This window comes from Nonomuraea sp. PA05 (assembly GCF_008086045.1).
In the GTDB taxonomy this organism is placed as follows: domain Bacteria; phylum Actinomycetota; class Actinomycetes; order Streptosporangiales; family Streptosporangiaceae; genus Nonomuraea; species Nonomuraea monospora.
The window spans coordinates 312,339-337,133 of record NZ_VSEY01000004.1; the positions used below are offsets into that span (position 1 = coordinate 312,339).

Sequence of the window (24,795 nt, forward strand, 5' to 3'; positions counted from 1 at the left end):
AAGACGTTCACGACCACGGGCTCCTGGCCGCTGAGCTGCTCAGACACCACCTCAGCCACCGGGAGCCCGCTTCTGATCGTGAGTGGTCTCAGCGGTTGCCGGCGCCGGGAACACTTGGCCGCAGTCGTTCCCTCCCCCCGCAGGACCCAGCGACAGTGACGTTCTCGAACGAGCTCTCCGTGGATGCGTAAAGCCCGACACCCCCGCTGCGCACGACGGTGTCACGACCCTTCAGGACCTGAGCGCCGTCCAACGTCACAGTGATGCGATCGCCGTGAACCGCCGCCCCCAGCCGCACAGGACCGGTCAACGGATTGCTGATGGATGCCGTGGCCACGGTGACGGGACCCGACGCGTGAGCCTCGCGGATGATGCTCGCGTACTGGGTTCCGTTGCTCGTCTTGCCGACGTGGATCCGATACCCGTACGCGTCCGTGGTGTCCCGCAGCGAGATTCCCGCGTTGCCGACGGATCCGTCGATCGTGACCGTGGTCTCCACGACATAATCGCACGCCTCGGAGAAGCGCTTCGGCAGTGTCGAGTCGGCCAGTACGTGCGCCCGGCCACCGTCAGGCGGCGTGAGGCGCAACTTGCCCGAGGCGACGGACACAGACCCTGTCATCCCTCGCCAGCTGGCCTGATCGAGCCCTTCCCTGATCACGATGTCGTCGAAGGTCGCGGCCCGCCGATGCGTGAAGGCGGCGGCACCACCCGTCGGCAGCTGTCCGTCGTCCGCGGAGATCGACGTGTCGCCGACCTTGGCGCTCAGATGCCTCCCGATCGCGGACACGATCAGCTTGTGCGGGACGTTGGCGCTGCTCGGCAGTGCGGTCTCCGCGAGAACCTCGGTCTTCGAGTCGTAGATCTTCACGAGCTTCAGCGTCGCTCCCGACGTGGAGTTGAGCACCTCGGCCCGGTAGTAGTTGCGGGAATCGTGGTAGCGGAACGCGAGACCGGTCCGGGACGTCGTCTGGCCGCGTGACCCGGGAACGATGTCCGCGGCCATGACCACGTCATCGGGTACGTCCTGCAGAGCCGCGAACGACATCATGTCCGCGGTCGAGGTCTGTGCCAGCTTTGCGCCGGTCAGCGCCCAGGTCCCCTGGACCGGCGTCCAGCCGCCAAGGGTTGCGTTGAAGTCATGGACGGTACGGTCCAGGCCGGCGTCGTCGAACTCGTCGTTGAGCACGGGTGCCGGGGCGAAGTGTTCCTCGATCGACACGGTGATGAGGTCGCCCGTGCGGGTGAAGGCGATCGGGGTGTCGTTCACCATCACCGCGTTCGCGTTCGGCGCGTAGATGGAGAGCGTGCCGGTGAACGGGTCCCCGAGCGAGATCCGGGCGGTCGCGCCGCGCAGTTCCACACTGACGTCGGACACCGGTGCGGATGCGCTGACGACGGTGTTGTCCTGGTCGATCAGCGACGTCCCTCTGGTCAGCGCGTACCTGGTGAGCCCGCCGCCCGAAGCACGCTCGAGGTAGGCGGTCTCGCCGTTGGTCGTGGCGGCTCCGAACGCCCTCGACGAGGGATTCGCCTCGCGCGAAAGGTAGAAGCGTCCGGTCGCGCCCGGCAGGGCGATCTCCATCGCCGTCGCCACGGAGTGACTCACCCCGGGCATGGCGATGCGCTTCGCCGTCACCGAGGGCGCCGCGCCGGCCTGGCCGGGAACCACGACCGTGTCCAGTCCCGTCGGCCCGGTGGAGGACCAGTCGTACGACAGGTAGTCGACGTTGGTGAGCACCTGCTCGCCGACGCGTACGGCGCCGTTCTTGTGGACCGTGGGGGTCACCGCGGCGCCGGCCGTCGCCACCGGGATGAGCCGCACGCCGGCGACAGGGGCGGCTCCGGGCACGGTGTCGAACCCGACCGTGGCGACCTTCGTCGTCGGATTGACGGTCACCGGATCACCGGGGAAGTGCCAGAGCTGCCGGTAGTCGTGCGCGGCGGTGTCACCGGTGAGGGCGTCGGAGACCACCCAGAAGCCGGGCTTGACGAAGTAGACCGCGCGATCGTGCTCGACCGGCCGGTAGCCCATCGCCGCACCGCGGTAGATGTCGAGGCCCGCGTTCGAGCGCCACAGCGACGTGGTGCGGGGGACACCCTTCTGCTGCGAGAGCCCGTCGACCTCGATGGTGTTGTGCGCCGCGGTCCTGCGGCGCATCCACTCGTTCGTTTCAGTCGGGCTGTAGTCCCCCACCCCGGAGTCGACGATCAGCGGACGCCCGTACGCCGCCATCACCAGGCTGAGGTCGTCCGGATGCCGATGCGAGGCGGTGTAACTGGAATTCTGGTTGTTGATCAGCATGTACCGGGCATCGGCGTCCCATCCGGAACGCTGGACCGCGAAGCTGATCGGAAAAACCGTGGACGGCAGCGTCGGGGCGGTCCCCTGCGTCCGACCGGAGGCGACCCAGGTGAAATCGGGCCAGGAGTTGCGTACACCGCTCCTGCGAATGGCCGACGTACCCGCGTCGTTGTTCGGCGTGTCGCCGATCGCCGCGGGTTCGAGATTCGGCTGACGCGTCGCGAACAGCGAATCCGCGATCCAGTCCGCCGCCTGGACGAGCGCATCAGGAAGGGTTCGCCCGTTGGCACCCCCGACCGCTATGACGGAGTTGAGGATGTCCGCCACGTATGCCTGATAGTTGAACGCCGGCTCGCGGTACACACCGTCGCCCTTCAAGTACGCGCGCAGGAACCGCTCGGCCGAGCGCACCGCGAACCACTCCGAGCCAGGCGATGACGAGAACTCGGGCAGGAACACGGCCGCCGCGTAGACGGAGCGGGCCATCGACACGTACCAGTTGTTTCCGACATGAATCTGCATCACGCCGACGAGGAAGTCCGTCGTGGCGTGCACGCCGGACAGGTACGCCACGAGATCGCTCGCGTCGATGCCAGGATCGGCCCGGAACACGGAGAACGCGCTGACCAACTGGGCGAGCCGCTTGGCCGCCGACAGGTTGCGGTTCTGCGGCCAGCTCTGATTGTCGGCGAAGAAGTCCAGCGAGATGTCCATCCATGCCGCCGCGTACGCCGCACGCTTGGCCGGGTCACTCTCGGACACGTAGGCGTACGTCAGTTTGGGGATGAACGTGAAGTCGCTCATCAGAGTCTGCGCGCCGCCCGGGGTGGTCTGCGTCCCACCCCAGAGGTCCTGCCAGTCGATGTCGATCCGCTGCTCGGCGCTGTCGTAGAAGTTGCGGGTCTCGGCGCCGAACCGGAAGATCCCCGCCGCGAGCTCGTCGGGGCCCGAGTCGCCACCGCCCAGGCCCTCGGCCGGAGCCGGGTAGTGGACGTCGTCGCGGCCCGCGTAATACACCTTGAGCTCGCTCGCGGCGCCCGCTTCATCACCGGCGGCCAGCTTGGCCGCCACCCCGCCGAGCCCCGGGCGCGTCAGGTCGAGCAGCCCGCCGAGATCCGACATGTCGGCGACGGCGGCACTGCCCGGCGACAGAAACGCCGCCACCAGAGCCAGCACGACCGCCGTACGGACCCGACGACGCGTGTACCAACGTAACGTCACTGTTGTCTCCCTAACTTGGCTGAGTCCACGTCAACCACCCGCCTGCTCCTCGTACTCGGCCTTGATCTTGTCGCCCACCCGGTCCATGAACTTCTTGATGGCCGGCTGCCACGCCGAGACGGGCTTGTTCCCCAGCTGGATCTCCAGCAGCACCGAGTCCAGTTCCTGCTGCTCGCTGGCAGCCTTGCTGGCGGCGGTCTCCGAGTACCGCCCGAGGGTCGGGTCCGCGACGGCAAGCGGGACGCCGGCGACCTGGTGGTCGTGCTGGTCCTGTACGGCCTGGCGGTTGCCCGGCTCGTAGATGACGGGCGACGCTTCGGCGAGGTACCGCACCGGCAGGAATACCTGGCTGCGCCCGCCCTCGGTGAGGGCCGGGTCGGCGCCGTCGCGGGTGAACGTCTGGCCCTCGACGCCGTACCGGAGGGCCAGGTACTCGCTGCTGCCGAAGGGTGAGCACAACCAGTCGAGGACCCTGAGGATCTGCTTGATCCGATCGGCGTTGTCGGTCTTGGCCACAGCGGTGAAGCTGGACAGGGTCGGGCCTGGCGTGCGTACCCGCGTCCCCGCGCCGTCGCGGGTGGGCGAGAGCATGCCGGTCAGGCGGAAGCCGGGCACGTCTTTCGCCTGGCCGTAGAACTTGCCCCACCCGGCGTACCCGCCGATGGTGAACGAGGTCGTGCCGGCCAGCATCCACCCGTTGCGCTTCGTGTTGGGCGCGCCCGCGTGGTCGGGATGCACCACCCCCGACTTCACCAGCTCGACGGTGTCCGCGAGGGCCTGCGTGAACTGCGGTGTCGTCCCGGAGTGGGTGAAGACGCCACCTGCGGCCTGCCAGACGCCGGCGCCGCCGGGCCAGTTGCCGGTGATCCCGTTCATCTCAAGGATGGTGTTGAACGGGATCTGTCCGAACGCCCACCGACCGGCCCGCTCGTCGGTCAGCGCGACCGCCATCTCCTTGAACTCGGCCCACGAATCGGGCTGGAGGCTGAGCCCAGCCTTGGCCAGCAGGTCGGCCCTGGTGTACAGCACGGTGCCGATCCGCGCCCTCGGCACGGGGATGCCCCAGATCCGCTGGTCGTAGACGGTGCCGCGCCAGGCGTCGGTGGGCAGGGCGGCGAGGTTCGGGTAGGCGAGGACCGCGTCCCCTGACAGGTACTCGGTGAGGTCGGTGAAGGTCGCCTTCAGCATGGCCGGCATCTGCTGGACAACACCCTGGATGGCCACGATGTCGGGCAGATCGCCACCGGCGATGGTCGTGGCGACCTTGCTCTTGTAGTCGGTCGAGGCGACGTACGTGATCTTCAGTTCGGTGCCGAGTGTGCTGTTGAGGTTCTGCCAGTAGGGGTTCGAGCCGAGCGCGGGAGCGATCGGGTCGTAGGTGTACGTCAGTGCCGTGACGGCTTCGCCCCGCACCGGTTGTGCTGCGGCGCTGGAGGCGGCCGGGTAGGTGAAGTATCCCGGCGACACCCCGGCCGGCTCGGCTGCCAGGGCGGGCGTGGCCGCGGTGGCGGGTTTGTAGGTGGGCAGCTTGACCGGCCCGGCCGAGCTGTTCGGCGAGCTCGGGCCGCCGTCGCCGCAGGCCCCGAGCAGCGGGGCCAGCCCCGTTGCCGCGCCGAGTGCCAGGACGCGGCGGCGGCTGAAGGTAGGTGCCACGACGTCTCCTTTCCAGGTCAGCCCTTGACGGCGCCGACCATGAGTCCCTTGGCGAAGTGCTTCTGCATGAAGGGGTAGACGAACAGGATGGGCAGGACGGAGATGACGAGAATCGCCATCTGGACGGAGATCTGTGGTGGCAGGTTCTCCAGGTTCGAGCTGAGCTGGTCGGACCCGATCGGGGTGTTGTTGACGACGTACGTGCGCAGCACCAGTTGCAGCGGCCACTTCTCCGACGACTGGAGGTACAACATCGCGGAGAAGAAGGCGTTCCAGTACGCCACCGCGTAGAACAGCCCGATCACGGCGACGACCGCCTTCGACAGTGGCAGGACGATCCGCAGCAGGATGCGCATCTCCCCGGCACCGTCCATATAGGCGCTTTCCCGCAGCTCGCGCGGGATGTCCTGGAAGAACGCGCGCATGACGATGACGTTGAACGCATTCACCAGCACCGGCAGGATCAGTGCCAGGTAGCTGTCCAGCAGGCCGAGCTGTTTGACCGTCAGGTACATCGGGATGATGCCCGGGTTGAACAGCAGGGTGAACACCGTCATCAGCAGGATCGGCTTCTGCAGCAACGAACCCGGCCGCGACAGCGCGTACGCCAGAGCGATCGTGCTGACGAGGCTCAGTGCCGTGCCGACCACGGTGATGCCGGCGCTCACCAGCAGCGCACGGGTGACGACTCCGCCGGACAGCACGGCCTGGTAGGAGTCCAGCGTCGGCTCGTTCGTCCACAGCACGAAGCCGCCCGCCCTGTTGACCTCCTCCGGAGAGGCGATGCTGGTCATGAGCACCGCCCAGAACGGCACCAGAACCGCCAGGCAGCCCAGGCCGAGCACGAGTCCCCGCGCGCCGACCCCCAGCTTGCTGGGCTCGCCCATCCAGACCGGACGCTCGCCGCGGCCCGAGCGTGGCCTCGGCCCTGTGCCCGCGGCGGGGCGCGCCACGGACACCGCGGCCGGCGCAGGTCGGCTCGTCACTTGGCGTACACCCCCTGCTCGCCCAGGGCGTGGGCCAACCGGTTGGCGCCGAGCACGAGCGCGACACCGACAATGCCCTTGATCAGCCCCACCGCGGCCGCGGTGCCCCAGTCGCCGCCGACGATCCCGTGGTTGTAAACGTAGGTGTCGAGCACTTCGCTGGCACCGGCGCCGACCTGTGCCTGCTGCAGGATGATCTGCTCGAACCCGACGGTCAGCGAGTCACCGAGCCGCAGAATCAGCAGCAGGACGATCACCGGGCGGATGTAGGGCAGGGTCACGTGCCACAGGCGGCGAGCCGCCGAGGCGCCGTCCACCACCGCGGCCTCCAGCTGCGCCGGATCCACTCTGGACAGCGCGGCGAGGAAGATGATCGTCGACCAGCCGGTGTCCTTCCAGATCACCTGTGATGTGATCATGAGTTTGAACAACTCGGGCACGCCGACGATGCTGAACGTGGACAGGTCGGCCGAGCGCAGCCAGGCGTTGAGCATCCCGCCGTTGCCGAACATCTGCTGGAACAGGGCGACCACGATGACCCAGGACAGGAAGTGCGGCATGTAGAGGATCGACTGGGCGAGGCGTTTGAGCCGCTCGCTGAGGGTCGCGTTCAGGATCAACGCGAGGCAGATCGGCAGCGGGAACACGAACACCACCTGGATCAGCGTGATGATCAGTGTGTTGACGAGTGCGTTGAGGAACACCGGGTCGCCGGTGAGCACCGGCTCGAAGTTGTCCAGCCCCACGTACGGGCTGTGCCAGATTCCGAGGAACGGCTGGAAGTCCTGGAACGCGATGATGTTCCCGCCGAGCGGCAGGTAGTGGAACAGCAGCAGCACCGTGACGCCGGGAAGCGCCAGCAGCAGCAGGACCCGGTCGCGCCGCCAGCGGTCGCGCAGGCTACGCATCGCCGGTCTCCACCGGTGCGGGCAGGCCGATGGGCCGGCCCGCGACGCAGGCTTGCACCGCCGCCCGCAGCCGGTCGTCGGCGTTGGCCGCGACCCTCCTGCTGCGGGCGACCGCGGGCGCCGGGTCGGTGGCGATGTCGGTGACCGCCGCGACGACCGTCGCCGCGGCACGATGGTCGAGCTCGATCACCAGGTCCGGGGCGCCGAGGTCGGCGAACATCTGCGATTTCGTGGTCTCGGTCGGCTGCCGGAGGTAGACGGTCGGGATCGCATGTCGTGCGGCCATGATCGGCGAATGACACTCCATGCTGACCACCAGCGACGAGACGGCGTAGACCCCGGTCGCCTCCTCCAGCGGCCAGTACCGGTCCAGGATCCGGACCTGACTGAGCGTCTGTGGGCTGAGCAGGCCAGGAAGCTGCTCCTGAGCGAGCTCGACGGCGTAGCTCATCTCGGGCACCACGACGGCCGGCAGGCCGCTGACGCGTACCCAGGTCTCGATCGCCGCCGCCAGCACCGCCAGGTCGTGCGTCACGGTGGCCCGGTTGACCGCGTCGCGCCGCATCTGCTCGCGGGTCGGCTCCGTGCCGTAGATCTTGGCATAGGGGGCGAAGCGCAGCCGCGGGACGAAGCAGGCGAACCGGCCGGGCTGCAGGCCGAAACCCTCCAGCAGGCGAGCGGCGGCGACGGCGTCAGTGTGGTCGAACGCGAACGTGCCATCCGGCCCGAACGCGAGGTCGGGCCCGGTTATCTTCTGGCCGCGCAGAGTGGCCAGGGTCAGCGTCTCGCGGCAGTACACGAAGTCGGCGCCGTCGAAGCGGTCCTTGACGTCGTCCTCGAGATAGGACGGCGGGAGCAGATCGACCATCTGTGCCAGCTCCGGCAGCGTCGCCATGGTCGGCGGGCACAGCGGATCCACGGTGACCCCGAAGTACCCGTACGGGCGGCCCACGTGCTCGCGCCACCAGTCGATCTCGGTGCTCAGGAAGGCGTCGGCGCCCGATCCATGCATCAGGACGTCCGCGCCGTCGATGGCGGCGGCCAGCTCCGGGGTGCTCGGCCCGTCCTCGCCGAGAGTGCCATCGACGACGCGCAGGTCGGGGAACGCGTGCCGCAGCATGGATCGTTCGCGCTCCTCCAGCCGCACCGGCCAGAGGATGACCTCGGCCTCGGGGGCGTACCGCTGAAACGCTCGCACCACGCCAGGAGAGTGAGCCACGTCGCCGATGTTCACCGTCGCCCAGGAGGACCGCAGCAGGACGGTGCGACGTGTCGATGTCATATGTACTCCTTGTTGACGTAACGTTAATTCAAAATAGGGATGGTGAGACGTTACGTCAAGAACCAAGTAAGCTGTCACCATGGCAACGCAACGTGACGTCGCACGGGCGGCTGGGGTGTCACTCGCCGTGGTGTCGGCGGTGGTCAACGGCACAAGCCACACCCGGATGAAGGAATCCACCCGCACCCGGGTGCTCCAGGCGATGCAGCAACTGGGCTACCAGCCGAACCAGACGGCCCGCTCGCTGCGGCTCAACCAGACCGACATGATCGCGATGATCCTCAACAAGCTCGACAACCCGGTCTACGGACCGCTGCGGCACGGGGTCTACGAGGCGGCGGCGGAGCACGGCGCGACGGTCCTGCTGGGCGATGCCGAGACGATGCGCTCCGGCAGCCAGTTCCTGACCCGGCTGCTCAGCCAGGGCACGGTCGACGGCATCCTGATCCGCGGCGAAGGGCTGCTGGACGACGACGTGATGGCCGAACTCCGCTCCCACCCCAAGCCGATCCTCATCCTGGAACACGCACTGGACCATCCCTGGATCGACGTGGACGATCGCCGCGCGGGCGAGATCGCGACGCGGTTCCTGGTCAACCTCAGCCACCGCCACATCGTCTTCGTCGGGGGTTCCGGATACCTTTCCCAGCAGCGCTACCTGGGCTACCAGCAGGCGATGGACGCCGCCGGCCTCACCCCGGCCCCGCATCTGGCCACCGGGTTCGGCGAGCAGGCCGGCGCCGAGGGGCTCCGGCAGGCCATGCAGGCGGCGACCGCGCCGACCGCCATCGTCGTCAACAACATCATGAGCGCGGTCGGGGTCCTGGCCGCCGCACGCGACCTCGGCATCGCCATCCCCGACCAGCTGTCGGTGGTCGGCATCCACGACGTCGACCTGATGCAACACCTGCGGCCGGCCGTCACCGCGGTGCGGATGCCCATGTACGAACTCGGGCGGGCCGGCGTCGAGGCGCTTTACGAGCTGATCGCGGGGCGGCCGAGCGCGGGCGGTGTCATCACCGACCCCGAGCCTGAACTGGTGGTTCGTGACTCAGCGACTGCTCTGACCCGGATTCGCGATTAGCATTCGTGTGATCTTGTTTCGTACAGAAACCCGATTTCTCACTGTGAGCTGGGGTTTTGCTGCAGGATCAGGACTGCCACCATCTTGGGGTGTTGTCATCGCTTGGTGCTCCGTCAGGAGAACCAGGTACTCCGCCGTCAGCTCGGTGAGCGGCCGGGGTGGAATCACGTCGACCGCTCTGGCTCACGAGTTCCTCAGACCATCGGCAGGTGCGAAAAGACACCTGCTCCTTGGGCTCTGCCGGCCGTACGGGGCCCGCCGGTCCGCACGAGGCCATGATCACGGCTGATCATCCGCGTGTGCAGAAGCCTGAGCTCCGCGCCCGGTTCGTCGCCCAGTTCCTCGACCAGCGCCGCACGAATCCTCGCGTAACAGCGGAGCGCATCGCGTTGGCGTCCGTCCCGGTGCAGAGAGAGCATCAGCATGGCCGCGATCCTCTCGTCGAGTGGATTCCCGTCGGCCAGATCGAAGAGTTCCGGGATCGCCTCCCCCTGCCGGTTCAGCCGGAGCAGGGCCGCGAGCCTGCTCGTCCGCGCGCTGAGCCACTCCCTTTCCAGCGCGACGCGGGCCCTGGCCGCCCACTCGGTGGAGAGATCCGACAGGGGAATGCCGGACCAGAGGGCGCACGCCGTGTCGTACAGTTCGAGAGCTTCCACGTCGTCGTCACGGTGTACGGCCTGCCCGGCCTGGACCAGTAATCGGCGGGAGCGATGAAGATCGACGTCATGAGGATCGACGAGCAACTGGTAGCCCCCGCGCCGACGTGACACGATACTGCGCCTTGGCGACTGCCCGGGCTCGGCAATCACTCCGCGGAGGCGATTCGCACATGTGTAGAGAGCCCCCGTGGGATGTAGCGGCTGATCACATCCCCAGATCTCCTGCGCCGCCCGTTCATCCGGAAGGAACGTGTTCGGCCGCCATGCCAGCAGTGCGAGGAGTGCGCGTGTGCTCTCCGAGGGCAGCCGGATGTTCCGGTCGCGTTCGTGCGCCTCCACCGCCCCCAGTAGACGTATCTTCATCCGGCCTGGCCTCCTGCACCTCGTAGGGAATTCGCGGTGTGTCGGGCGCGCTCGCCGCGCGCACGAATCGGACCGCGAACCGGGCCGCTCCGCTTGATCGCAATCTCACCCAGGGCACTTAAAACTCGCTGATCCCATTCTGAAAGCCGGGTAATATCCGGCACCGAGATCGCCCTCGAGCGTTGTCGATGACCAGAAGGTGATGGCATGAACGACGCCCGTTTCCGAGTGCTGGGGCCGATCGGCCTGAGCCGTCGAGGAGTGGTGGACAGGCCGAGTACCCCGCAGCAGCGGACCGTTCTGGCGACGTTGCTCCTCACGCCGGGCCATGTCGTACCGGCCAGGAAACTGGTTACGGCGCTGTGGGGTGAAGATCCGCCGAGAGCGGCTCGTAATTCGGTCCAGGTCCAGATATCGCGTCTGCGCCAGTTCCTTAAGCAGCATGACGCGGCGGAGCTCACCACGTCGTCGTCGGGTTACGCGCTCGTGGCCGAGCCGGCATCCGTGGACCTTCACCGCTTCCGGCAGTTCGTCCGTGCCGCGCAGGCGGCCGGCCCGACGACGGCTGCCGGTCTGCTCGAATGCGCCCTCAACGAGTGGAGCGGTCTTCCGTTCGCCGACGCGGCGGGCGACTGGCTCGCGAACACCATGGTGCCCGCGCTGGAGGAAGAGCGGCTGGCCGCGGTGGAATCACTCGCGGAGCTCGATCTGGAAGCCGGGCGGTACGACCATGTCGTGCTCGCGCTCACGCCTCTGCACCCCCACCACCCCCTGCGTGAGCGTATGGCCGCTCTGCTCCTGACGGCCCTGCACCGCTCCGGCCGGCGTGCGGACGCTCTCCGGTTGTACAGAAGCGTACGGGAGCAGTTCGTGGCGGAACTCGGCCTCGAACCGGGGGCGGAGCTGCAGCGCGCGCACCTCGAAGCGCTGGGGCGTGAGACGGGAGCCGACCGGCGGAGCAACGCGTCACCTCCTCAGCCGGGGTGGGAGGTGCCGTGCCAGCTACCTCCTGACGTCCAGCACTTCGCCGGTCGGTGGGCCGAGACCGCGCAGTTGCAGAGCCATCTCGACGCCTTCTCGCCCGGAGACGCCGGCTCGCCCCTGGTCTGCCTGATCGCGGGGATGGGCGGGGTGGGGAAGTCGGCGCTCGCGGTGCGCTGGTGTCTCGCCAACCGCCGGCGGTTCCCGGACGGTCAGCTCCACCTGGACCTGCGCGGCTTCGGCCCCGACGACGCACCCATCACCCCCGGCGACGCGGTGCGGACGATGCTGGAGTCGCTCGGGGTCCCCGCGACGCGTATCCCCACGACGTTCGACGCCCGGGTAGGGATGTTCCGCGGTCTTCTGGCGGACCGCCGGATGATCATCGTTTTGGACAACGCCCGGGACTCGGAGCAGGTCCGCTCGCTGATTCCCGGGTCTCCTGGTTCCTTGGTCGTCATCACCAGCCGGAACGTCCTGCCGGACCTCGTGGTCGGGTACGCGGCACGGCTCGTCACTCTCGATCCGCTGACGGAGGAGCATGCCGGCGAACTGATCACACGACGGCTCGCGGACGTCGCGACGATCCCTGGGCGGGCCACGATCCAGAAGATCATCGACGTATGCGGAGGGCTGCCCCTGGCCCTCAACATCGTCCTGGCCCGGATGGTCGCCCATGCCCATGATCTGGCCTCCGTCATGTCCGACGACATGACGCGTCCGGAGCACCGGCTGGAGGCGTTCTCACTAGGAGAGGACAGGAGCGACCTGGAGGCCGTGTTCTCCTGGTCCTTCCGGTCACTCACCCCTGACGCCGGCCGCCTCTTCCGCCTCCTGGGCCTGCACGTCAGTCCGGAGATCACGCTGGCGGCCGCCGCCAGCCTGCTGGGAACGGACCTGTCGCGTACGAGGCGCGTGATGTCCGAACTCGTCAGGAGCCATCTGATCAGTTCACTGGGCAAGGACCGGTTCGGCGCGCACGACCTGGTGTGGGCCTACGCCTGCAGACTGGCCGTCACGGAGATCGGCCCGGCCGGCAAGGACGCCGCGCGACGCCGCGTTCTGGATCACTACCTGCACTCGGCGATGCGGGGTGATCTGCTGCTGAATCCCTTCTTCCAGATTCCGCTGTCCGTTCCCGTCCCCGGGGAGGGGGTGGCCGTCTGCGAGTTCACCGACAGCGAGGCGGCGACCCGCTGGTTCCACACGGAGCGCAGGGCGCTGATCAGCGCGGTCGAGGAGAGCGCCGCGACCGGTGCGAACGTTCCCACCTGGCAGTTCGCCCGAGCCGTGCGCACCTACTTCTATCGCTACGGCAGGCTGCCCGAACAGGCGCGCATCCACGAACTCGCCCTCGCCGCCGCCCTGCGGGGCGACGAGGACCTGCCCCGCGCCTACTCCCACTTCGGGCTGGGGCAGGCGCTCAACAGGCTGGGCCGCTTCGCGGAGTCCCGTGATCACCTCCAGCGGGCGCTGGCCCTCTACCGCGACGCGGACGAAGCCGTCGGCATGGCCGTGGTCGAGACTGAGCTCTCGGTCCTTTCAGGTCAGCAGGGCGAGAACGAGGAGGCCCTCGCCCACAGCCTCGAAGCGCTGAGAGTCTGCCGTCTCATCGGGCACCGCGCCGGTGAGGCGATGGCGCTCAACAACGTGGGCTGGTATTCGGCCCAACTGGGTGACTTGGCCACGGCCCGTGACCACTGTGCCCAGGCCCACCTGCTGCTCGAGCGTCTGGGCGATGCCATGGGCGCGGCCGCGGCGCTGGACAGCCTGGCGTTCGTGCACCGAAGCCTCGGTGAACCGGACCAGGCCGTCGTGTACTACCAGCAGGCCCTGCGGATGCGCGCCGGACATGAGCTCATCTATGAAGCGGAGACCCTGGCGCAGCTGGCGGAGGCGCAGCTGCTGGCGGGTTCGTCCGACGCGGCCATGGAGTCGCTGGGCCGGGCCCTCATCCTCTTCCGGAACATCTCTCCCGCGGACGCGTCGCGAATCGAGACCAGGCTGGCCGAAGTGAAAGCCGGGTGCTACCGGCGGAGCTGAACGTCCGCCCGTCACGGACCTGAAGTCCGTCGGGACGAACGAACCTGCCGCCCCTCTTCCGTGCCCGTGGCAACCACCCGGTGCCGTCGCCGCGACACGTTACGGCCTCCCCTCATACCCGTCGGCCGGATGAAAGCCCGCCCCTCGCCACAGGCGGTCACCAGCGCTGATGGGCCGAGGCCGCTCAGGAGACAGAAGTTCGACAGATCACGAGAGCAAGCTGGGGGCGCAACTGTAGACGTTTTCCGGAGCCTGGCATGGCCGGCGAGGTCCGCCGCGCCGCCATCGCCGTGGTTCGCGTCTGCCGTCCCCGCCGCGGCTGTCCGCTGTGGTGCTGCCAGGGCGGTCGGATGCCAGGGGAAGAAAGGCGTGGGGTGTGGGCATGAGACGATCCGGCCGGCACACGTCAGTGGCCGCCGTGGTGGCCGTGATACTGACGGTTCTGTTACCGGCTCAAGCGACGGCGGTGCCGGTGCGGGGTGACGCGGGATCGTCTCCGCCGTCGCTGCCGGAGCAGAAGGCGGTGCCCGTCAAGGCGGTGCCCGTCACGGCCGTGGGGCAAGGCAGGGCGAACAAGAGGGACGACGCGGCGGCGCACCGATGGAAGCCGTCCGAGGTCGCCTGGCCGAAGGCCGGGTCCGCCAGGGTGGCTCTGCGTGCGGAGGGCGCAGAGGAACTGCGGGCCGGCGACCTGCCGGTGCGCGTCGCCCCGGCCGGCGGTGCGGCTCGCAACCTCGGCGCCGGCGCGGGAGCGACATTCGACGTGTCCGTCGCGGACCGGGCGAAGGCACGCCAGGCGGGTGCCGAAGGGGCCCTGATCTCCCTCAGACGGACCGACAGCGCCCAAGCCGGACAGTCGTTGGACGTGACGGTGGACTACTCCGCCTACCGCAACGCCTTCGGCGGCGACTTCGCGAGCCGGCTGCGACTGGTGGAGCTGCCGGAGTGCGCCTGGAGCACGCCCACAGCCAGGCACTGCGGCACCGGCAAAGCCCTGGCGACCCGCAACGACACGAAGGCCGGAACGCTGACGGCGGAGGTGACACCGCCGGCGGCGGCGAGTGGCGCCGCCGGGCGCGCGCCGGCCCGCGCGACCGTTCTGGCCGTGACCGCCGAGGCGGGGGGCTCGTCGGGCACCTACAAGGCGACCACCCTGCAGCCCTCGGGCAGCTGGAGCTCCGGCGGTTCCACCGGCGCCTTCACCTGGCAGCATCCCATCTCCGTGCCCGCGGTTCCGGGCGGGCTGCAGCCGGGGATCTCGCTCAGCTACTCCTCGCAGGCGGTGGACGGTCGCACGGCGGCGTCCAACAACCAGCCGAGCTGGATCGGGGACGGCTGGGACTGGCAGCCGGGCTACATCGAACGACGCTACAAGGCGTGCGACGACGACAAGGACAAGGCCGGGGCGACCAACACCACCAGGGTGGGGGACCTGTGCTGGTACACCGACAACGCCGTTCTGTCGCTGAACGGCAAGTCCGCCGAACTGGTCTACGAGTCCGGCAAGGGCTGGCATGTCGAGGAGGACTCCGGGGCGAAGGTGGAGAAGCTCACCGGCGCCTCCAACGGTGACCAGGGCACGAGCGGCGTGGACGGCGAGGGTGAGCACTGGAAGGTCACCACGACCGACGGCACGCAGTACTTCTTCGGCCGCAACCGGCTGCCCGGCTGGTCGGACCACGGCACCGCGGCCGACGATCCCGTGACCAACTCCACCTGGACCGTGCCGGTGTTCGGCAACCAGCCAGGGGAGCCGTGCCATGCGGCCTCCTTCGCGTCCGCCTGGTGCCGGCAGGCGTGGCGCTGGCAACTGGACTACGCGGTGGACCCCCGCGGCAACGCGATCGCGTACTACTGGAACCAGGAGACCAACCACTACGGCCGCAACTTCAACGAGAACACCGGATCGTCGACCAACACGTCCTACGTGCGCGGTGGCTACCTCGACCACATCGACTACGGGCTGCGTTCCGACGCGGTCTACACCGGCAAGGCCATGGGCCAGGTCCACTTCAAGGTCAGCGAGCGCTGTCTGACCGGGTGCTCGACCTTCGACGAGGCACATGCCGCGAACTGGCCCGACACCCCGCAGGATCGCGCGTGCGCGTCCGGGACCGAGTGCAAGGACAAGTACTCGCCCAGCTTCTGGAGCCGTATGCGTCTGACGGGGATCACCACGAAGGTGCTGACCGCAGGCGCCTACAAGGACGTGGACTCCTGGACCCTGGCCCAGGACTTCCCGGCCTCGGGCGACGGAATATCGACCCCCATGTGGCTGCGCTCGATCACCCGGACCGGAAAGGCGGGCGGCACGGCGGCCACGCCGCCGGTAACCTTCTCCGGCGAGCAGATGGCCAACCGGGTGGACAAGACGGGGGACGGGCTGGCACCGTTCGTCCGGCTGCGCCTGAACGAGATCATCACCGAGACCGGCGGCGGCATCGGCATCACCTACAGCCCCCCGGGCTGCACCGCGGCTTCACTGCCGCCCACCGACGCCAGCAACGGCACGCGCTGCTACCCGGTCAAATGGGCGTTCGAGGGATCGACCGCGTCCACGGACTGGTTCAACTCCTACGTCGCCACCGAGGTCGTCGAGAGCGACAACCTCGCGGACACCCCCGACACCTCGACGAAGTACACCTACGTCGCGGACGCCCGATGGGCCAAGAGCACCGACGCGTTCACCAAGCCCGCCGACCGCACCTACTCCGTCGCCCGCGGCTACGGCCGGGTGCAGACGCGGAAGGGCGCCGGGGCTGATCCGGCCACGCTCACCGAGACCCGCTACTTCCGCGGGACGGACGGCGCCGCCGTCCCGGACTCCTCCGGAGCGTCGGTGACGGACCGGGAGCAGTTCGCCGGGATGACACGGGAGCAGGCCACGTACAACGGAGACACGGGGGCTCTCGTGTCGGCCACGTCCTTCACGCCGTGGCGCTCGGCCGCGACCGCCACCAAGGTGCGCAAGACCTCCTGGGACGACGATCTGCCGGACCTGGTGGCCTACCGGACCGGCACCCAGAAGGAGCAGACGCGCACCACGGTGACGGGCGGGGAGCGCAAGACCTCCCTAACCCGCACCTTCGACGGCCACGGCATGGTGACCACCGTCTCCGAGACCGGTGACGAGGCCAGGAGCGGCGACGAGAAGTGCACCACCACCACGTACAACCGCAACGACACCGCATGGATCCTCACCACGGTGGCCCGCGTGGAGACGGTGGCGGTGACCTGTGGCTCCGCGGTCAGCCGACCGGCCGACGTGATCGGCGACACGCGTTCCTACCACGACGGCGCCACCAGCCTGACCACCGCACCGTCCAAGGGACTCGTCACCAGGACGGAGCAGATCAACGGTGCCGGCAACGGATACGACACCGTCAGCACGACCGCCCCGGGTGACTACGACGTCTACGGCCGCGCGCTGAAGGTCACCGATGTCTACGGCAAGCCGACCACCACCGCCTACAAGCCGGCGACCGGCGAGGTCGCGAGCGAAGTCCAGGTGACCAACGCCCTGGGACACCGGACGACGAACGTGCTGGATCCGCTGCGCGACCAGCCGATCAGCGTCACCGACGCCAACGGCCGGACCACCACGAGCTCGTACGACCCCTTGGGCCGGGTGGTGAAGATGTGGACTCCGGCGCACACGGCAGCCGCCTACCCGGACCGGCCGAGCTACACCTTCGGCTATGAGGTGCGCCGGGACGCGCCGCTGGTCGTCACGACCAAGGTGTTGAACCACGAGAACGTGTACCGGCCGTTGTACGTCTTCTACGACGGTCTGCTGCGGCAGGTGGAGACCCAGGCTCCGTCTCCGGACGGCTCCGGACGCCTGGTCAACCGCACCCTGTACGACTCCCGAGGGCTGGCCTGGCACAACTCCGGCAGTTTCTACGCCACGGGTGCGGCCGAGGGTGTCATGGTGACCGGTCAGGAGCTCAACTACCCGGCTGCCACCCAGTCCGTGTACGACCGCGCGGGGCGGGTCACCGCCGTGATCTCCAAGAAGTTCGGGGACGAGACCAAGCGGACGACCACCACCTACGCCGGGGACTCCACCACGGTCATCCCTCCCTCCGGAGGCACTGCTCTCAGGACCGTCGTCGACGCGCTCGGACGGAAGGCGAGGATCGACGAATACACCGACGCCGGGCGCACCACTTCCCAGTCCACCTCCTACGAGTACAACCGGCGCGGCAGCCTGGCGAAGGTCAAGGACGCGTCCGGTGCGACGTGGACCTACGAGTACGACGTGCGCGGACGCCAAGTGCGTTCCGTGGATCCGGACAAGGGCGCCACGGTCAGCGTCTATGACGCCGGAGATCGGGCCACCGACGTCACCGACGCCCGCCAGATCACCCTGCACACCGACTACGACGCTCTGGGCCGCAAGACCGCGCTGAAGCGGGGCACGACGCTGCTCGCGAAGTGGGAGTACGACACCGCGACCGGCGGCCTCGGCCAGTTGGGGACGGCCACCCGGTTCGACGGTCCGGACGCCTACAGCTCCAAGGTCACCGCGTATTCGACGCTGTACAAGCCGACGGCCCACGAGGTGACGATTCCGGCCACGACGGCGAACGGTGGCCTGGCCGGGACGTACAAGTGGACCACCGCGTACTACCGGACCGGCGAGGTGAAGTGGACCAAGCATCCCGGCATCGGCGGTCTGCCGGCCGGGGAACAGGTCGAGACCGCCTACAACCCGGCAGGCCTGCCCGTCACCCTGTACGCCGGCGCCTCGGCCACCGACGCGCTGGTCAGCAGCACGACCTACGACCACTACGGACGCGACATCCGCAAGCAGCAGGGGGATTTCGACAGCCCGCTGGTCACCACCAACACCTATGACGAGCACACCGGCCTGCTGAACCAGGCCATCACCGACCGCGACGCCGCGCCGCAACGGGTGATCGACACCGGGTACGGCCACGATCCGGCGGGCAACATCACGAAGCTCGTCACCGGGACGGGGCAGGACGCCACCCGGCAGGTGGACACCCAGTGCTTCACGACTGACGCGCTGCGCCGCATCACCCGGGCATGGACCGCCACCGACGACTGCGCCACCGCACCCAGCAGCGCGAACGTCGGCGGCCCCGACGCCTACTGGACGTCCTACACCTACGACGCGGTTGGCAACCGCGGGACGGAGACCCAGCACGCCACCGGGACCGCGACCGGTGACACCACCCGCACCTACGCCGCACCGCCCACCGGCACGCATGCGCTTCCCTCGGTCACGACCACCGGACCGTCCGGAACCACGACCGAGAGCTACGGGTACGACAGGGCCGGCAACACCACGAATCGGAGTCGCTCGGGCAACGCCCAGAGCCTGACCTGGGACGCGGAGGGCCACCTGGCGACCACGACCGAGGGCGCCAGGACCACCTCCTACCTCTACGGCGCCGACGGGCAACGGCTGATGCGCCGGGACAGCACCGGCACCACGCTCTACCTGCCGGACGGCACCGAGGCCAAGCTGACGAACGGCACGGTGACCGGCACGCGTTACTACTCCTTCGCGGGCCGGACGGTCGCGATGCGCACCGCAGGGAAGATCACCTTCCTGCTCGCCGACCACCACGGCACGACCACCACCCAGGTCGACGCCGCCACCCAGGCGGCCGTCCACCGTCGCAGCCACATCTTCGGCGCCGTCCGCGGGACCCCACCCGCCTCCTGGACGGGTGAGAGGGGTTTCGTCGGTGGTACCGACGACGCCGATACCGGCCTCGTTCACCTTGGCGCACGCGAGTACGACCCCACCACCGCTCGCTTCATCAGCGTCGACCCCCTGTTCGAGATCGACAAACTGCAGACCTACAGCGGGTACAGCTACGGCGCCAACAACCCACTGGCGTTCTCCGACCCCAGTGGCAAGGGGCTGGCCTGCGGAGGCAGGTACGAGAGCTGCGGCAGCGGGGTGCAGACACACGCCGACGGCAGCGAGTCCTACAGGGACGGCTCCGGCGTCAGTCATGCGACGGGCGGTAACACGCGTTACGTGTGTGAGGGGACGTCGTATTGTTACGGAAACCAGAATGAGGGTGCTGCGGAAGTTCCGACGTATTACGACGCGGACGCCAAGGAGATCCAACGCCTGCGGGCGATGGATCCCGCGAGCTGGATCCGTCTCAGCTATCACGTCGAGACGGATATCGATGATCTGGACTATTCCTTCGAGTCCCTGGTCGTGCTCGGCGGGCGAGTGGAACAGAGCCAAGTCGACGCAGATAAATCCGATACCCTCGTGGCCTCTCGAAGCACGATCGAAACGGCTACCAAGAGTCACGGACGCACGATAAACGGCGAGATCACGGCTAAATGGGAGAAGCTCGCAAAACTCGCCGGTCTCGACGTCAGCGTTGGCGGGGAAGGGCGTTGGGATTGGAGTTCGTCGGAAACGACAACGAAGGCCACGGAGCGACGCTTCACGGTGAATGCGACCAAGGAGAATCTCGGAAAAATACCCGTCCTGGTGCCCGCCGTCCGGAGAGAGACCCGGACACATATCATCCGCTTCACCGGCAACGAGGTTCGCCACGAGGTGGTCAAGGAGACAATTCTCGCCTGGGACGTGCTGTATATTCCGGAAATTCCGGCGTCGTCGAAGACCATTCCATGTGAATGCCGTTAGCTCTCCTCATGTCATGAGCGGTCCGCCACCCGGCCGGCGGACCGCTTGATGATCAGCCGAATTCAGCAGTCTACTTTTACGGCCGTCCTTGACGACCCGCCGGGCCTGCCCGAGGTGCGATCGGGGCGGCGATCTCCAATGTCGAAATTCGAAGCCTTCCCCTGTCGGGTCCATTTCCGGTGCTACGCGGTATTTTCAGGATCCACTTCTGAATCACGGACATGAGGAAAAGGAATGTATCCAGAGTTAAGCAGATCTCCCAGGCGATACGGCCTGATACCCCGTTGGGCAACGGTTCTTCTCTCGGCGAGCCTGGTCCTCGCGGGCGCCACCGTGCCGGCGCCCGCTGCCGAGAAAGCCGCCGCCGCGACCGATCCCGTGGACGACGGGTCACTCTCGGAGGAGGACGCCGCGCTGCGGCAGGCTCAGGCCACCGGCCAGCAGGTGGAGGTCGTCGCCGCCCGCACCGAGGTGTCCGACGTGTGGGCCAATCCGGACGGATCCTTCTCCACCAAGCGTTACGGCGCCCCGGTGCGCGTCATGCGCGACGGGGCCTGGGTGGCCGCCGACCCCACGTTACGGGTGGCGGCCGACGGCACCGTGGTGCCCAAGGCCGCCGCGGTGGACGTCACCTTCTCGGGCGGCGGCACGGGCCCGCTGCTGTCCGGCGTCAAGGACGGCCGCACGCTCTCGCTGACCTGGCCGGCCGCGCTACCGGTTCCGACGCTCAACGGCAACGTGGCCACCTACAATGACGTGCTGCCCGGCGTGGACCTGCAGCTCAAGGCCGAGGTCGAAGGCTTCTCCCAGCTGATCGTCGTCAAGAGCGCCGAGGCCGCGGCGAACCCCGCTCTTGCCACGTTGAAGTACCAGATGCACACTGTGGGCCTGGACGTCTCCGTGGACGACGACACGAAGACGGTGCAGGCCACCGACCCGGCGGGGCAGAACGTGTTCACCAGCCCGTCGCCGCTGATGTGGGACTCCTCCACCACGACGCCGGTCTCGGCCGCCGCCCGGTCGCTGGCATCAGCCGGGGACGCCGCGCCGGGAGACGTGTTCGAGCCTATTCCGGGCTCCCGCGACGCCGAGATGGCGACCGAGGTCAGCGGGGACACCCTGCAGATCACTCCTGACCAGGAGCTCCTCACCGGCGCCGACACCGCCTACCCGGTGTACATCGACCCGTCCTGGGCGTGGGGCGAGCGCGACCACTGGACGCGGGTCTACAAGAAGTACCCGGGCAACTCGTACTGGGACTCCAACGAGGTCGCCCGGGTGGGCTACGAGAACGAGACCAACGGACTGTCCCGGTCGTTCTTCCAGTTCGACATCGGCGAGATCAAGGGCGCGAAGGTCAAGTCCTCCACCTTCCGGATCAGGAATTCGTGGTCCTGGTCGTGCCAGGACCGTCCCGTGGAGGTCTGGCACACCGGCGCCATCAGCAAGTCCACCACCTGGAACAACCAGCCCGCCAAGCACACGAGACTGGCCACCGTCAACGACGCCAAGGGCTGGCGCGGCAGCGACGACTGTCCGGCCGGAAACCTCGAGTTCGACGTCACCGGCAAGGTCGGCGAGGCGGCCGGCAAGAAGTGGAACTCGATCACCCTCGGCATGTACGCCTCCGACGAGGGTGACACCTTCGGGTGGAAGAAGTTCGATCCGAAGACCGCGGTGCTGGAGACCAAGTACAACAACCCGCCCAAGATCCCCTACAGCCTGGGCACCAACCCGAAGACCGACTGTGCCACCGGCGGCACCGTCGGCAACACCACCGTGAGCGTGCACGCCACCCTGGACGACCAGGACGCCGGCAACCTGACCGCCGAGTTCGAGGTCTACGACTCCAAGGGCGCCAAGGTGTTCGGGTCGTCGCTGTCCACCCTCAAGCGCCGCGCGGTCACCCTCGTGCTGCCCGCCACCTCCACCCCCACCGGCTCCTACACCTGGAAGGTGCGCGCCAAGGACCACGACAGCGCCTACTCGGCCTGGTCCAAGACCTGCAAGTTCAGCATCGACCGGACCCGGCCCAGCAAGCCCCCGTTGATCAGTTCCACCGTCTTCCCGGACGGCGCCGCCGGCTGGCCCGCGAACACCGGCAAGGCGCGCACGCCGGGGCTCTTCGCGCTGTCGCCCAACGGCGTCACCGACGCGGTGTCCTACCACTGGTGGACCGACTTCGCGCCCGAGGTCAAGGAGGCCGACGTCGCCAAGGGCGCCGGCGCCTCGATCACCGTCGTGCCTCCCGGCTACGGTCCGCACCTGCTGTACGCGTTCAGCGTGGACGCGGCAGGCAACCGGTCGGACACCTCGTCCTACCTGTTCTACGCCGTGCGCTCCACCGAGCGTGACGCTCCCGGGGACCTCAACGGCGACGGGAACAAGGACATCTGGGCCACCGACTCCAACGGCACCCTGCTGACCTACGCGGGCCAGGGCGATGGCAAGTTCTCCGCCGCGAGCAACGGCGGCCAGTCGTTCGACACCGCCCAGATCACCTACCGGGCCGACTGGGGCCAGGACGGCTACACCGACCTGATCTCGCTGGAGGAGGACGCCGGCATCGGCCAGAAGCGCCTGTGGTCCTACCCCAACAACGGCACCGGCATCGCCACCACCGGCTACCAGGAAGGCCGTCAGGAACTGCACCTGGACTGCCCCTTCCCCACCGAGCCCAGCGACGAGGACCCCGCGGGATGCGCGTCGGGCTACAACCACTGGCACGACGCCTCACAGGTCCTCGCCCCGGGTGACATCAACGGGGACACCTTCCCCGATCTGCTGGTCAAGCAGGGCGACAAGCTGTGGGCCTACCACGGCCACTACAACAAGCGACTGGACTCCTTCGGGCCGCCCGCCCTGGTCGGCGGCACCGACTGGGACAAGTTCACCGTCATCGCCCCCGGCGACACCAACGGCGACGGCGTTCCCGACCTGTGGCTGCGGGACAACGCCAGCGGTGACGTCTGGCGCTCCAACGGCGCCAAGGACCCCGGCGGCAAGCTCAACCTCGCCACCTGGGGCACCGCCGCGCGGGCCAAGCTGCGGGGCGGCCTCAGCCTGGCGGCCGTCCCGGACCTCGGCTCCGTCGGTGACCTCAACGGTGACAAGCTCGCCGACCTATGGATCCGCAAGAGCGACAACAGCATGTACCTCATCCCCGGGAAGAGCGACGGCACCCTGGGCGACGGTGTCCAGATCGACGGAGGCAACGCCGGCATCAGGATCCCCACCGGCACCACCATCACCCCCGGCCAGTCCTACTCCTCCTCCTCGGTCACCCTGGAGCTGAGCAGCGGCAAGCTGATCATCAAAGCCAAGGCCACGGGCAAGCAGCTGTGGTCCACCGCCACCTCCGACGGCGCCAAGGCTGTCATGCGGACCGACGGCGACCTCGTCCTGTACAGAGCCGACGCCACCGTGGCCTGGCAGTCGGGCGCCGCCGGGGCCAACGGCTACGCGGTGCTGCAGGACCGCGGCAACCTCGTCGTCTACAACGCCAAGGGCCATGCCCAGTGGTCCAGCGGCACCCACGTCCGCCACGACTACAACGGCGACGGCCGCAGCGACATCGCCAGCTGGTACGACTACAGCGCCGGGAACGACTCGGTCCACAACTGGTACGCCAACTCGGACGGCACCTTCAAGCTCCCCATCACCGCCTATTCGGCCGAAGCGGGAGTCTGGGACAACGCCCAGCGCATCAAACGGATGACCGGCGACTTCAACGGCGACGGCCGGGGCGACATCGCCGTCTTCTACGGCTACAGCACCGGAGCGGTGACGCTGTTCACCTGGCTGGCCAAGACGGACGGCTCCTTCGCGCCCGCCATCAGGTCCTGGAGCGTGGGGCCCGGCAGCTGGACCTGGGCCCGCATGTACGACCAGGTGGGTGACTACAACGGCGACGGCCGGGACGACATCTCCGTCTGGTACGACTTCGCCGATGGCAGGGACAAGCTGTTCACCTTCACCGCGACGGTCGACGGCCGCTTCAACCCGCCCACCGGCTCGTGGGAGTCACCGGGCGGCTGGAACCGCGGCGGGATGAAGACCACCAGCGGTGACTTCAACGCTGACGGCCGCGATGATATCGCGACGTTCTACTGCTACAGCGACGGACGGGTCAAGCTGATCATGTTCCCGGGCAGGGCCGACGGCGGATTCGCCAACCCCGTCCACGGCTGGGAGAGCGACACGTGGGGCGACTTCGACAGGTCCCACCTCAACAACGGTGACTTCGACGGGGACGGCCGCGACGACGTGGTGATCTGGTACGACTACGCCGACGGCTCGGACAGGGCCATCACCTTCACCGCCCACCCTGTCACCAAGGTGTTCGGAAACCGCACCGAAGCCTGGTACGGAGCACCCGGCCGCTACACGCGCACCAACATGCGCGTCGTGACGGGGGACTTCGACGGGAACGGCCGCGACGACCTGGGCGCCCTCTACGGCTACGACAGCGGCGTGATCAAGATGTTCACCTGGACCGCCAAAGCCGGCGGCACTCTCAACGAGCCTGTCGGCAGCGCGGAGAAGACCACCGGTTGGACCTACGACCGCATGCGGCTCTTCGAACGCTGAGACGACCGCTGAGGGACGTCACGGACGTGACAGACCAGTGGCCCGGCACCATGGTGCCGGGCCACTGG

Annotated in this window: 10 protein-coding genes and 1 pseudogene; 5 read left to right on the forward strand and 6 right to left on the reverse strand. The window is 68.2% G+C overall.

Annotated features, from left to right (window positions below; all coding sequences use genetic code 11):
• Positions 1–88 precede the first annotated feature (88 nt).
• The 5 genes from FXF51_RS08795 to FXF51_RS08815 all read right to left on the reverse strand — a co-directional run bounded on the left by FXF51_RS08795 (position 89) and on the right by FXF51_RS08815 (position 8,355).
• Positions 89–3,427: an alginate lyase family protein gene (locus FXF51_RS08795; RefSeq protein WP_262379368.1), complete on the reverse strand. Its 3,339-nt coding sequence runs from the start codon at positions 3,425–3,427 to the stop codon at positions 89–91.
• Positions 3,428–3,556: 129 nt separating this feature from the next.
• Positions 3,557–5,179, reverse strand: a complete 1,623-nt coding sequence (locus tag FXF51_RS08800; RefSeq protein ID WP_148433766.1) for an extracellular solute-binding protein — start codon at positions 5,177–5,179, stop codon at positions 3,557–3,559.
• A 17-nt stretch (positions 5,180–5,196) separates the two neighbouring features.
• Positions 5,197–6,165, reverse strand: a complete 969-nt coding sequence (locus FXF51_RS08805; RefSeq protein WP_262379360.1) for a carbohydrate ABC transporter permease — start codon at positions 6,163–6,165, stop codon at positions 5,197–5,199.
• Complete coding sequence (locus FXF51_RS08810; RefSeq protein ID WP_148433767.1) at positions 6,162–7,073, reverse strand: ABC transporter permease; 912 nt, start codon at positions 7,071–7,073, stop codon at positions 6,162–6,164. The genes FXF51_RS08805 and FXF51_RS08810 overlap by 4 nt, the downstream gene beginning before the upstream one ends.
• Positions 7,066–8,355: a polysaccharide pyruvyl transferase family protein gene (locus FXF51_RS08815; RefSeq protein ID WP_187414262.1), complete on the reverse strand. Its 1,290-nt coding sequence runs from the start codon at positions 8,353–8,355 to the stop codon at positions 7,066–7,068. The genes FXF51_RS08810 and FXF51_RS08815 overlap by 8 nt, the downstream gene beginning before the upstream one ends.
• Positions 8,356–8,434: 79 nt before the next feature.
• Between FXF51_RS08815 and FXF51_RS08820 the strand changes: the two genes are divergently transcribed.
• On the forward strand, positions 8,435–9,439 hold the full coding sequence (locus FXF51_RS08820) for a LacI family DNA-binding transcriptional regulator (protein ID WP_148433769.1): 1,005 nt from the start codon (positions 8,435–8,437) through the stop codon (positions 9,437–9,439).
• 194 nt (positions 9,440–9,633) lie between these two features.
• Here the strand turns inward: FXF51_RS08820 and FXF51_RS08825 are convergent, their stop codons facing one another.
• Positions 9,634–10,209, reverse strand: a complete 576-nt coding sequence (locus FXF51_RS08825) for an AfsR/SARP family transcriptional regulator (protein ID WP_187414264.1) — start codon at positions 10,207–10,209, stop codon at positions 9,634–9,636.
• A 459-nt stretch (positions 10,210–10,668) separates the two neighbouring features.
• Between FXF51_RS08825 and FXF51_RS63680 the strand changes: the two are divergent.
• The 4 genes and pseudogenes from FXF51_RS63680 to FXF51_RS08840 all read left to right on the forward strand — a co-directional run.
• Positions 10,669–10,932: pseudogene (locus tag FXF51_RS63680) on the forward strand (AfsR/SARP family transcriptional regulator); the annotation flags it as partial.
• 15 nt (positions 10,933–10,947) lie between these two features.
• Entirely contained in the window at positions 10,948–13,485 is a 2,538-nt protein-coding gene (locus tag FXF51_RS08830; RefSeq protein ID WP_262379361.1) for an AfsR/SARP family transcriptional regulator, read from the forward strand.
• A gap of 382 nt (positions 13,486–13,867) precedes the next feature.
• Positions 13,868–20,137, forward strand: coding sequence for an RHS repeat-associated core domain-containing protein (locus FXF51_RS08835; protein ID WP_148433772.1), 6,270 nt, complete (start codon positions 13,868–13,870; stop codon positions 20,135–20,137).
• 333 nt (positions 20,138–20,470) lie between these two features.
• Positions 20,471–24,727, forward strand: a complete 4,257-nt coding sequence (locus FXF51_RS08840) for an FG-GAP-like repeat-containing protein (RefSeq protein WP_148433773.1) — start codon at positions 20,471–20,473, stop codon at positions 24,725–24,727.
• Positions 24,728–24,795: the final 68 nt, after the last annotated feature.